Origin of the sequence: Pseudovibrio sp. Ad5 (assembly GCF_001623095.1) — a bacterium.
Lineage (GTDB): Bacteria > Pseudomonadota > Alphaproteobacteria > Rhizobiales > Stappiaceae > Pseudovibrio.
Window position 1 is genome coordinate 131,617 of record NZ_LMCH01000002.1, and the last position, 12,164, is coordinate 143,780.

At 51.3% G+C, this 12,164-nt stretch carries 10 protein-coding genes; 2 read left to right on the forward strand and 8 right to left on the reverse strand.

The window, feature by feature from the left end; genetic code table 11:
• Positions 1-37: 37 nt before the first annotated feature.
• Positions 38-1,321, forward strand: coding sequence for a diguanylate cyclase (locus tag PsAD5_RS01330; RefSeq protein ID WP_063290787.1), 1,284 nt, complete (start codon positions 38-40; stop codon positions 1,319-1,321).
• 18 nt (positions 1,322-1,339) lie between these two features.
• Here PsAD5_RS01330 and PsAD5_RS01335 read toward each other — a convergent pair whose 3' ends face one another.
• The 3 genes from PsAD5_RS01335 to PsAD5_RS01345 form a co-directional block, all read right to left on the reverse strand.
• Positions 1,340-2,092: an SDR family oxidoreductase gene (locus PsAD5_RS01335; protein ID WP_063290788.1), complete on the reverse strand. Its 753-nt coding sequence runs from the start codon at positions 2,090-2,092 to the stop codon at positions 1,340-1,342.
• Between the two features lie 30 nt (positions 2,093-2,122).
• Positions 2,123-3,601: an aldehyde dehydrogenase family protein gene (locus PsAD5_RS01340; RefSeq protein WP_063290789.1), complete on the reverse strand. Its 1,479-nt coding sequence runs from the start codon at positions 3,599-3,601 to the stop codon at positions 2,123-2,125.
• Between the two features lie 89 nt (positions 3,602-3,690).
• A complete protein-coding gene (locus PsAD5_RS01345) occupies positions 3,691-5,559 on the reverse strand; it encodes an ABC transporter ATP-binding protein (protein ID WP_208988442.1) in 1,869 nt (622 codons plus the stop codon).
• Between the two features lie 249 nt (positions 5,560-5,808).
• On the opposite strand from PsAD5_RS01345, the gene PsAD5_RS01350 reads away from it, so the two are divergent.
• The gene (locus PsAD5_RS01350) at positions 5,809-7,017 is read left to right on the forward strand and encodes a TsoY family (seleno)protein (RefSeq protein WP_063290790.1); all 1,209 of its coding nucleotides are present in this window, start codon (positions 5,809-5,811) and stop codon (positions 7,015-7,017) included.
• 59 nt (positions 7,018-7,076) lie between these two features.
• Here PsAD5_RS01350 and PsAD5_RS01355 read toward each other — a convergent pair whose 3' ends face one another.
• From PsAD5_RS01355 to cysG, 5 genes are read right to left on the reverse strand one after another with little or no spacing between them, the layout of a single operon-like run.
• On the reverse strand, positions 7,077-7,607 hold the full coding sequence (locus tag PsAD5_RS01355) for a DUF934 domain-containing protein (protein WP_063290791.1): 531 nt from the start codon (positions 7,605-7,607) through the stop codon (positions 7,077-7,079).
• A gap of 7 nt (positions 7,608-7,614) precedes the next feature.
• Positions 7,615-8,358 carry a phosphoadenylyl-sulfate reductase gene (locus PsAD5_RS01360; protein ID WP_063290792.1) on the reverse strand — a complete coding sequence of 248 codons (744 nt, stop codon included), beginning with the start codon at positions 8,356-8,358 and terminating at the stop codon, positions 7,615-7,617.
• On the reverse strand, positions 8,348-10,003 hold the full coding sequence (locus PsAD5_RS01365; protein ID WP_063290793.1) for a nitrite/sulfite reductase: 1,656 nt from the start codon (positions 10,001-10,003) through the stop codon (positions 8,348-8,350). Before PsAD5_RS01365 ends, PsAD5_RS01360 begins: the two co-directional genes overlap by 11 nt.
• A 24-nt stretch (positions 10,004-10,027) precedes the next feature.
• The gene (locus PsAD5_RS01370) at positions 10,028-10,333 is read right to left on the reverse strand and encodes a DUF2849 domain-containing protein (protein WP_063290794.1); all 306 of its coding nucleotides are present in this window, start codon (positions 10,331-10,333) and stop codon (positions 10,028-10,030) included.
• A gap of 11 nt (positions 10,334-10,344) precedes the next feature.
• The gene (cysG, locus tag PsAD5_RS01375; RefSeq protein WP_063290795.1) at positions 10,345-11,841 is read right to left on the reverse strand and encodes a siroheme synthase CysG; all 1,497 of its coding nucleotides are present in this window, start codon (positions 11,839-11,841) and stop codon (positions 10,345-10,347) included.
• Positions 11,842-12,164 lie beyond the last annotated feature (323 nt).

Below are 12,164 nucleotides of genomic sequence, written 5' to 3' on the forward strand. Positions count from 1 at the left end.
AATTTAAATCGCATTTGCTGGTTTTTGAGGACATCACATGCCAGATCAGAAAAAGAGCATTCTTCTCGTTGAAGATGCCAATTTCTTTGCTCGCGTAACTGAAAGCGAGATTGAGCGTGCGGGGCATTATCATGTCACGACAGCGAAAACGTATGCTCAGGCAAAAACTATTTTAGAAGAAGGTAAGGTAAAGCCATTCCTTGCTCTTGTTGATCTGACGCTTCCAGATGCGCCGGATGGTGAGGTTGTAGATCTCACTATCGACGCCGGACTGCCGACAATCGTGTTCTCGGGGCGTTTTGATCAGGGTACCCGAAGATCAATTCTGAAGAAGGGGATTGTAGATTACGTCCTCAAGGATTCTCCTGCGAGCCTTGGTTACCTTGGTGAGCTGGTCAATCGCGTCGACAGGAACCTCAGCACCAAAGTATTGATCGTGGACGATTCCTCGCATGCACTGGCGTTGTTAAAGAAGCGGCTTCAGCTCTATTGCCTTCAGGTGATCACAGCAACTTCCGGCGAAGAAGCGTTGGAAACACTCAAGCAAAACCCTGATATCAAGCTGCTGATTATTGATCATTTGCTGCCGGGAGCGACTGGCTTTGAAGTCATGACGCAGATCCGGCGGAGGCATAGCTTCAGTACTTTGGCAGTCATCGGAATCTCAGCAACAGATGACCCAGCCCTTACTGCGAAGTTTCTGAAATCCGGTGCTAACGACTTCCTAAACAAGGCGTGCACACCTGAGGAGCTGATGCTGCGCGTTTCGCAGAACCTCAATCAGTTGGACCGCATAAGTGAACTGACCGAGATGGCTCATCGTGACCCGATGACAGGCCTGTTTAATCGTCGCCACCTCTACAACGTCGTCGATAAACTTCATAAAGACCAGATGCTTGCTGGCAAGGAGATGCGATATGCCATGATCGACATTGATCGCTTTAAGCAGATCAATGACAAGTTTGGCCATGAAACCGGAGATAACCTGATTATCTCTGTCGCGCATCGCATTTCGGATCTCCTGCCGCCAAGAAGCGTCGCCATTCGCATTGGCGGAGACGAGTTCTGCGTTGCACTGCCTGATATTGATGAACCGACATCCAAGCAGTTTCTCTCTGAGCTCAGAAGTTCCATGCCCGTCACAGATCCTGGTAATGACGAGCATACGTTTGCGCCAACGATCAGTGTCGGTCTTTCAGCAGGCTCTGAGAAGTCACTGGCGAGCGCTCTGAGGGTTGCGGATCGTTGCCTGTACAGAGCCAAGAAATCTGGCCGCAACCGCATTGTAACGTCTTCTGCAACCACTCTTGATGCCATGTAGTCTGACGGCACCCTGCCGTCAGATTGTCCTACCTCCGTCGACTTCCAAGGCTACACCGGTGATAAACTGAGCTTCATCTGAAGCAAGCCAGAGTGCTGCGTTTGCAATGTCTTCTGGTTTAGAGAAGCGCCCCAAAGGAATACTGTCACGAAACTGCTGGCGCTTCTCCGGGGTGTCTTCGCCCATGAAGAGTTCCAGCATGCCGGTTTCTCCGGCCACTGGACATAAAGCGTTGACGCGAATGTTTTGAGGAGCAAGCTCTACCGCCATGGATTTGGTCGCTGTGATGACCCAGCCCTTGGAAGCGTTGTACCAGGTGAGCCCGGGACGGGGACGGATGCCCGCCGTGGACGCGGTGTTGATGATGACGCCGCCGCCTTGTTTTTCCAACTCAGGCAAAGCTTCAAGCGTTGTCAGATAGATGGCTTTGGCATTCACCTCTAGAATGCGGTCAAAGTTGTTTTCATCTACCTGTGCTAAAGGGCAGTTGCGGTGGGTGTAGCCAGCGTTGTTGACGACGACATCCAGCCGCCCAGTTTTCTCAATTGCATAAGCAACCATCGCTTTCACATCGGAGCGCACGGTCACGTCTGTCTCGATGGCATACGCTGTGTCACCGATTGTGTCTGCAAGGTTTCTTGCTGCAACTCCATCGAGGTCAGCGATGATGACCGCTGCCCCTTCTTGTGCATATTTTTGAGCGATGCCTTCTCCAAAACCAGCTGCACCACCCGTGATTATCGCGGTTTTTCCTTCCAATCGTCCTGACACGCTTTTCCTCCCCACGTGTGAAAGTCCGCCTTAAGCGTGACTGACAACAATGGTCTTCAGAACAGAGAATTCTTTAAGTGCTTCAAAGCCTTTTTCCCTGCCGTGACCAGATTTCTTGACCCCACCAAATGGCAGTTCAACCCCTCCACCTGCACCGTAGGTGTTTACGAAGACCTGACCGGACCGGATGGCTTTGGCAACACGCGTTGCTCTTGCAATGTCCTTGGTCCAAATGCCAGCTACGAGCCCGTAGGGAGTGCTATTGGCAATGCGAATTGCTTCTTCTTCCGTTCTAAACGGAATGAGCGAGAGAACCGGGCCAAAGACTTCGTCCAGCGCAAGTGAGTGATCTGTTGGAACCGGACCATAGACTTTTGCTGTGGTGTAATAGCCCTCTGTCGGCGCATCCGGGGCGATTGTGCCTTCCCCAATCAGCGGAATGCCGTCTGTTTCCGCCTGCTCACAGAAAGCGTTTACACGGCGGAGTTGGCTGGCGTTAATCAATGGTCCGAGATCTAGATTATCCTTGTATTGGCCTGAGACAGTGTTTCTAAAGGCGGTTCTGAATGTATCGACTGTCTCTTCCCAACGACTTTGATGCACCAGAACACGCGATCCAGCAGAACAGGTTTGACCGCCATTATTCAAAATGCAGTCCTGAATGACAGGTAGTGCTTTGCTCAGATCAGCATCTTCGAAGATAATTTGCGGGGACTTGCCGCCAAGCTCTAATGTACACCCGATATGATTGCGAGCTGCTGCGGATTGGATCAGAGTCCCCACATCTGGCGATCCTGTAAAAGTGATGAAATCCACTTCAGGATTGTAGGAGAGCGCAGCTCCAGCCTCTTCTCCTAAACCTGTCAAAACGTTGAGTGTTCCAGCTGGAAAACCAGCTTCAACTGCAAGATTGGCTGTTTCAATAATGGATAAGCAGGCATCTTCAGAGGGTTTGACAACCAATGTATTGCCCATGGCTAACGCTGCCCCTGCAACTCGCGCGAAGATTTGCATGGGGTAATTCCACGGCACGATGGAGGCGACGACGCCATGCGGCTCGCGAACTGTCATTGCGAGGTAATCAACCGCGATCGGTAGTGTCTCACCCGTGATTTTGTCAGCCGCTCCACCATAAAACCGGAAGTACTGGGCGGCAGTATCGATGTCCCCGTAGCCCTGGCTTAAGGGTTTACCGGTGTCACGTGCCTCAAGCTCTGCCAGATGGTCCCGGTTTTGCGAAATCAACTCCGCAAGCTTTAGTAAACGCTCTCCGCGTTGCCTTGCAGATAGCGAAGCCCATTCCTTTGAGATGAGCGCTGTTCTTGCAGAAGAAACCGCTTTCCCGACATCAGATGCAGTACACCGAGGAATCGTTGCGTATGGCAAGCCCGTGCTTGGACAGATCATATCAATGGTTTCTCCAGAGGATGCATCACACTGTAAGCCATTGATAATTGAGCTGTATTTTTTCAAATTCTGAGAATTAAGTGTCGCGCTAAACTCTGTCATACCGCCCCCCTCGGATGATAAGCTTTGTGCTGGTCATCCAAACGCTAGTTCATGTAAGAGGGCGGCGCAATTCTCTTCTTGGGGGAGTTTTACTGGGTTTCTGTTGGTGTCAAATCTGTTGTCGAGCTCTTTACTCCATAAAACTGATTGTGCCACAGCTCTGCATATATCCCGTCTTTCGCCAGTAATTCCGCATGCGTTCCTGCTTCAACAATCTGCCCTTTGTCCATCACGATCAGACGGTCCATTCTGGCAACTGTGGTCAAGCGATGGGCAATAGCGAGGGTGGTTTTGTCCTTCATCACATCGTTCAGGATCTCCTGAATGTCCGCATCCAGCTTGGTGTCTAGCGCCGAGGTTGCTTCATCCAGGATCAGTATTGGCGGATTTTTCAGGAACACACGGGCCAATGCAATCCGTTGACGCTGCCCACCGGAAAGTTTGATGCCACGCTCCCCCACGAATGCCTCAAAGCCTTTTCGGCCTTTGTTGTCTTCCAGTGCCTCAATGAACTCCAAAGCATGCGCTCGGCGGGCAGCTTCGCGAACATCTTCCATCTCGACATCATCTTTTCCAAGCGAGATGTTGTCGAAAATAGACCTATGAAACAACGAGGTGTCCTGTGTCACCAACCCGATTTCTACACGTAGAGACTCCTGCGTGACACTTCGCAGATCCTGATGATCAATGGTGATCGCTCCACCTTCAACGTCGTACATGCGCAGCAGCAGATTCACGACTGTTGATTTGCCTGCACCTGAGTGACCAACGATACCAACCTTCTCACCGGGTTGGATGATGAAATTCAGATCTTTCACAATCGCAGTTTGCTGGCCGTAGGCAAAGTCGACATTGTTGAACTCAATGAGACCCTTCTCATAGCGAAAGTTCTTGGCCTCAGAATCGTCAACAAGGCCAAGCGAGTGCTCCATGGTTCTGGCGGTGGATTTAAATGAGCCATAAGAGCGGAAAAGACCGGTTAACTGAGCAAATATTTCCAGCAGTTTGCCTTCCAGGCGAATGGCAAAACCAAGGACGATTGCAACTTCACCCGTTGTGATTGCCTGTTGATGCCACAACGCAAGACTTAGGCCCGTAAATGCAGCAAGACCACATGCTCCGACGAGTGCAACAAGCATCCGTGATGTAACCACTGTGGAGCGGAACCTAACTATTGCCTCTTTGAAACCTCTGAGCTGATTTGTGAAATGGCCAAGCGCACGATCATTACCCTGAAAGAGTTTCACAGTCTGAATGTTGGAGTAAACATCAACAACAGAACCATTCACGGCATGCGCGATATCTGCTCCTTCTTTTGAAGCATCACGAATGATTGGCACGCGGATATACGCAAGGACAGCAAACAATCCGATCCAGATAAGCATGACTGCTCCAAGATACCAATGAAGCCATGACAATGCGATCAGGAGCGACCCTGCGAAGAAAAAATTTGGGATGACAATCCCAATCCCCGCCCAGAACAGTTCTGCAACTTCTCGCCCACCTCCAAAGGTTTTGCTGGCGAGGTTTCCCGCAAACTCCTTTTGAAAGAACGTCATGTCCTGATTGAGCAGTCGATCAAAGAACGTGACACGCGATGAGGTGAGAATATTAACGTGAAGTGTCAGTGAAATCAGAACTTCATAAGCAATTGAAAATACCGGCTTTGCAACGAGAAATGCGACCGCAGCAGTCACAATCAGCCACATATTCTGCTGCCAGAACAGCTCTGGTCCACTCGCTTCCATCTGATCAATCAGGAAGCCAACAAATGACAGCAGGAAGACAGTCAGAATGGTTTCGACCAGCACCACCAGCAATAGAACCAGAGTGTGCTTTGGAAAGATAAACACGAGAGAACGCAGTTGTTGTAAATGCGTCTTGCTCTCCCATTCCATATGATTTTTGGCAAATGGGTCAACATGATTGGTTGCCCACTGATAAAGCGCATTCAGCACGATCTGCTCCGGGAGACAAAAAGAGAACACTTAGACTATCGCGCGACTCGGCTTGTGAAAACCCAGAAGAATTCATCTACTCAAATTTGAACTCGAGACTGTGTCATTTTGTGCAAGTTCGAACACAATGCTTATTTTACCTTATTAAATTCAATGCATTATCTCTATATTAGATTTTTCTAACTTTATGTATTGTTATTTTAGTATTTTCTAATATATTAATTTCAACTTCAAAAAAGGATTAGCCCAATGCGTTATCTTTCTAATTTAGGTGAGCGGTATTCTCCTCTGTACTTTTTGTCCGCCGTTGGTGCAGGTGGCTTGGCAATTAGCTTCTTTATGTACCTTATGTGGATGACACCACATAAGGGATCTCCTATCGCTAACTTTGCCTCTTTGACTGAAGCCTTCAGCAACGGTTCCATCGCTATGCAGGCGCTGATTGTTGTGGCCGCGGTTGGTATTATCTTCTTCTCAGTTTTGCACTTTCGCTTGCTGTTCTGGAATTTCTCCGAGTACGGAAAGTGGAAAAAAACCAAGGTTTTTGAGGGTTTTAAAAACTCCAATGCGGAAAGCCAACTGATGACTATTCCGCTGGCTCTTGCCATGACAGTCAATGTCAGCTTCATCGCGGGTGCGGTGTTTGTGCCAGGCCTTTGGAGCATTCGCGAAATCCTGTTCCCCTTCTCCCTGCTGGCTTTTGCAGCCATCGGAGTGTTGGGTTTCCGCATCTATCTGGACTTCATCTCCCGTGTCCTGACAGAGGGTGGATATGAGTGCGCAAAGAACAACAGCCTCGGTCAGATGATCTCCGTGTTCGCATTTGCCATGATTGGCGTTGGCTTCTCTGCTCCGGCAGCTATGAGTCAAACCAAGGTGATTGCGGCGATTGGTATTGCGGGTAGCGCTCTATTCATCGGCGCAGCGATTGTGATGGGGACAATCAAACTGATCCTCGGCTTCCGTTCTATGATGGAGCACAAGGCAGCAGGTGAAACCACACCAACACTCTGGATCATCATCCCATTCCTGACCGTTGTTGGCATTGCAATCTACCGCATAAAAATGAGCCTTGCGCATAACTTCGATGCACCGGTAACTGCTGGTGGTATCTATGTTTTCCTGATTAGCCTGTTCGCAATCCAGATCCTGTTTGGTCTGATCGGCTGGGCAGTCATGAAGAGGGTTGGTTACTATGATCGCTGGATTGCTGGTCCGGACAAGTCTCCAGGTTCTTACGCGCTGGTTTGCCCTGGTGTTGCATTGTTCGTCTTCGGTAACTTCGTCATCAATGCAGGCCTTGTGAAGCTCGGTGTTCTTGGCTCCATGTCCATCGCCTACTTCGCGCTGTATGCCCCATTGATCGTGATCCAGATTGCAACAGTCTGGCTGTTCCTAAAGCTCAATGGAAAGATGCTTTCAGCGTCCAACCAGCTGCAGGCTCAACCAGCCGAATAGGAAAAAGGCGGGCGCTTGGTCCGCCTTTTCTCTTTGAATTTGAGTATCTTGACCTAAAATCAGATTGGACGTCGCGCCCATGGTCTCGTACCAGCGGGCGCTTCTTTTCGCGCAAAGACTGGTTGTGTGTAGGCGGTGACCTCATTGAGGTTACCAGATTCCAGATCTGCACGCAGACGTGGGTTGTCCAATGCAAAGCTGTTGATGCCAACGCGGAGCATGAAGCCGATCTGGTCGAGAATGAATGGACCGACTGCACGGATCTCACCAGTATAGCGCAGACCGTCTCTCAGGATGCGCGCAGCAGAGAAGCCTCGGCCATCTGCAAAACTTGGGAAATCCACTGCGATGAGTTCAAGAGCCTCAAGATGATCCGCCAGCTTTTCAGCCTTCTCACCAGCACGAAGCACAACACCTAATGATAGACTTGTCTGCTTAAGCTGTTGTTCTTCTGCCAGAAAACGCTCCAGAGAGAAGATGATTTTCCCCTCAGCAGGCAGAGCTTCATCCTCTGCGAGGTAGGCCCAGTCATCGGCAACGATCTTGTTACTCTTGAAGATCTCAGTGGTCTTTTTGAGTTCTGTTGTCATTTGAACCTCAGATGCTTTGGGCTGCGCCGCCCTTGGACGCACTTGAGAAATGAATTCCACATTCAGTTTTGTTCTGACCACGCCAGCGGCCTGAGCGTGGGTCTTCACCTGGGGCAACTTTATCCGTGCATGGCATGCAGCCGATGGATGGGTACCCTTCTGCGACCAGCGGATGTGGTGGCAGGCCATTATCCTTTGCGTATTGAAGGACTTCGGCTGCGGTCCAGTTGGCCAGCGGGTTCACTTTGATGCGACCTTCTTCGACTTCAAAATGCTCCAGACTGGCTCGAGTGTCGGCCTGATGACGTTTGCGGCCTGAGATCCAAGCTTCGAAACCACCAAGTGCTTTTGCGAGTGGAACCACCTTGCGGATATGGCAGCACGCATCAGTATCAGATGCCCAAAGAGCACCTTTTGGGTCTTTCTCAGCAAGATCTTCCGGTTCAGGCGTGATGACACGCACGTCCAAAAGACCAAGCTGTTCAACCAGCTCATCGCGATAGCGCTTTGTTTCACCGAACAGTTTGCCGGTGTCGACAAACAGGACTGGTGTACGCACATCGATCTGAGAGATCATGTGAAGCAGCACGGAACTGTCAGCTCCAAAGGACGACACCAGAGCAATCTCTCCAGAGAACTGCTCTGTGAGCGCATGCTCCAGAATATCCTGAGCATCGCGCTCAGAATACATCCGGTTCAGCAGCTTTACCTGTGCCTCCAAAGAGGCCTTATGTGATTGACTATGCTCCATAAAGAGCGTCCTTAAATGGCTGATCACCCAGGCGGCGATAGGCTTCGATGAAGCTTTCTTCCTCATCCAGGCGGTTCGCCAAATAGGTATCGACAACAGTCTCAACGGCATCAGTGATCTCTGCTTCCGGGAAGCCGCGACCGATGATTTTGCCGATAGAGGTGTTCTGATCCGCAGAACCTCCCAGTGTGATTTGATAGAGCTCTTCGCCCTTGCGGTCTACGCCCAAAATGCCGATGTGGCCGACGTGGTGGTGACCACAGGCGTTGATGCAGCCGGAGATTTTCAGTTTCAGATCACCGATCTCGTTCTGACGCTTAACCTCTTCAAACCGCTTAGAAATTTCCTGAGCGATTGGAATTGAGCGTGCGTTTGCCAGAGCGCAGTAGTCCAGACCTGGGCAAGCGATCATGTCGGTTATCAGACCGGCATTGGAATCTGCAAGCTCACTGGCCTTCAAGATTTTGTAGACAGTGGGGACATCTTGCAGCTTGACGTGTGGCAGAACGAGGTTCTGCTCATGTGTGACACGCAATTCATCATGACCAAACCGTTCTGCTACATCAGCAATTACGTCCATCTGATCGGCTGTTGCATCCCCTGGCGCTCCACCAATTGGCTTTAGCGAGATGGTGACAGATGTGTAGCCTTCCGCTTTGTGCGCATGCAGGTTGCGGCTTGAAAACAAAGCCAGATCCCGGTCTTCGCGTTTGGCTGCTTCCAGCTCTGTGCTGATCTTTGGCAAGGCTTCAAAAGACGGCGGTGCGAAGTATTCGTTGATACGAACGACTTCTTCATTTGGCAGATCGAGGATACCGTTTTTGGTTGCCTCGAACTCAGTCTCAATGTCTTGTCTCAGCTCTTCCAGACCGGTTTCGTGAACCAGAATTTTGATGCGAGCCTTGTACTTATTATCGCGGCGGCCATAGCGGTTGTAGACACGCAGGATCGCCTCGCTGTAGGCTAGTAAGTCATTTTCCGGTAGGAAATCCCGTACCTTACGGCCCACCATCGGCGTACGGCCCAAGCCGCCACCCACGAAGACGACAAAGCCGATTTCCCCGTTTTCGTTACGGGTCAGTTGCAAGCCGATGTCGTGGACCTGCACAGCAGCGCGGTCGTGCTCAGCGCCTGTGATTGCGATTTTGAACTTGCGCGGCAGGAACAGGAATTCCGGATGCAGGGAGGACCATTGGCGCAGGATTTCTGCATAAACGCGTGGGTCTGCGAACTCGTCTGCGGCGGCGCCTGCGAACTGATCGGAGGTTACATTGCGGATACAGTTGCCGGAGGTTTGGATGGCGTGCATCTCGACGTCGGCAAGTTCGTGCAGGATCTGAGGCGTATCAGAGAGCTTTGGCCAGTTGAACTGGACGTTCTGGCGCGTTGTGAAGTGGCCGTAGCCTCTATCGTAAGTCCTTGCAATATGGGCAAGTTTACGCATCTGACTAGCATTAATCGTGCCGTATGGAATTGCAACGCGCAGCATGTAAGCGTGCAGCTGCAGGTAAAGGCCATTCATCAGGCGGAGCGGCTTGAACTCGTCTTCGGTCAGCTCGCCAGACATACGGCGGCGGACCTGATCTTCGAACTGGCTCACGCGCTGATTAACAAAGTCGCGATCAAATTCATCGTAGCGGTACATGGAAACTCCTGAATCTAAAAGGACTTAGGCCGAACGCAGATGGCGTTCGGCTTGCTTGCCGAGGTCAAGGCGAGTGGTTGGCCCTTGTGCGCGAATGCGCTCCTTCAGGCTCTTTGGCTGCAGGTGGCCGTCTTTCAGTTCCAGATCAATCGCGTAGGTGCCGAGAACGTACTGCTTGTCTTCACCGGCTTTCGCGAAATCCAGAGCTGAGGTCATGTCTTCGTCGGTGTTAAGGATCCAGGCGGCCTCAACAAACTCGACCCACTCTCCGTTGTGGCCGAGCCAGACGACATCACCATCGACCAGTCTGTTGGCGGTAATAGTTTTCATCGGGTCTCTCCCTAGGCTGCGACAACAGCCGGTAACTTCTCGAATTTAATTGGGCTTAGAGGGAGCGAACGCGACTGATCTGCGTGGGCCACTGCCTTACCAATGATGATAAGTGTGGGTCCGGTGACGCTATCGTGTTGCTCGAAATTACAAAGGTCTTGCAGGGTGCCTGCAAAATTGCGTTCTTTTGTCTGGGCTGCGTTCTCAATCGCCATGACTGGGGTGGATAAATCCAATCCGGATTTTGCCAGCAGGCCCGCCACTTTGCCCGCAACGGTTCGGCCCATATAAACAGCGGTTGTCGCTCCGTTCAGCGCAAGATCCGCCCAATCCGGGAGGACATCTCCGTGCTGATTGTGCCCTGTGGCAAACACCAGTGAGGAGGCAACCCCTCGTAATGTCAGAGGTATTTGAGCGCTGGCCGCTGCGGCGAATGCAGCGGTTACACCGGGTACAATCTCAAAATCAACATTATGCTCACGTAGCGCAGCGATCTCTTCTCCAGCCCGGCCAAACACCATCGGGTCCCCTGCTTTCAGGCGGACAACCCGTTTGCCGGACTTGGCAGCAGAGACTAATAACTGGTTGATTTGCGTTTGCGTTGAACTGTGCGTTCCTTTGCGTTTTCCTACGCTGATGCGTGTTGCATCGCGGCGACCCATGGAAACCACGGCATCCGGTACCAATGCATCGTAGAAAATAACATCTGCTTCTTGCAGGACACGCTGTGCGCGCAGGGTCAGCAGGTCTTCTGCGCCCGGGCCTGCGCCCACGAGCCAGACATATCCCCGCTGATCCTGCTCACTGTTCAGCAAGCGATGCGCTTCGGTCAGAGCCTTTTGTGTCTCACCAGCAAAAGTGTTCGCAGCAACAGAGCCTGAAAAAAATTCAGCCCAAAAGCGACGACGCGCACTTCCCGAAGGCATCAGCTTACCAACTGTAGCACGGAAGCTGTCTGCCAACCTTGCGAGTTGACCGGCTTCACGTGGTAACAAGGCTTCAACCTGTGCGCGGATGTGGCGGGCATAAACAGGGCCAACGCCTGTTGAGGTGATCGCCACAGCAACAGGTGCACGATTGACCATCGCACCGGTGTAAAAATCACAAAGCTCAGGACGGTCCACCGCGTTGACCGGGATGCCCTTCTCACGAGCTGCTTCCACAATTTCGCGATCCGTCTCTTCTTCATCGGTGGCAGCAAACACGAGGACTGCGCCATCCAGATAAGCCGGATTGGATACGGCGAGCATGAAGACGCCGTCCGCCTCGGCAACGGCTTGCGCCAGAGCTGCACTTGGGCGCTCATGGCTGACAACGCGGATGTGTGCTTTGGTTTGCGCCAGAAGCCTTACCTTCGCAGCAGCTTCATCACCACAGCCAACAACAACAACCATTTTGCCTTCAACCTTGTGAAAGGTTGGAAAGACAGCGAGTTTATTGCTCTCGTCCTGCTGTGTGTTGAAACTCTCTACCAAAGCCATTGCGCTCTCCAAGCGTTTTGGGATCATTGGGAGCGAGTTTACAGAGTAGAGTTCCTCTAAGCTCGGTATGGCATTCCAAAGCTGGATGAGTGCGTAGAAAAGATTTTTTTCATGCGCTCGAACGGAGGAAAGATGCCCTGACTTTAAAAACGGCCCCCATGAAACATTATTCTACATTTACAGCAAATACGGCCACACAAACTCTCAAAATTACTATTATATTGTGTGCGTCCGGCGAACCCGACCTACAAAACGGAAATAGGCCCTGTTACGCTGGCTTAGCAGCGTAACACCACGGCATGAGATCGTTGAGGCGGGTGATCTTGTGATCAGCGATTTGAGCCAGAACC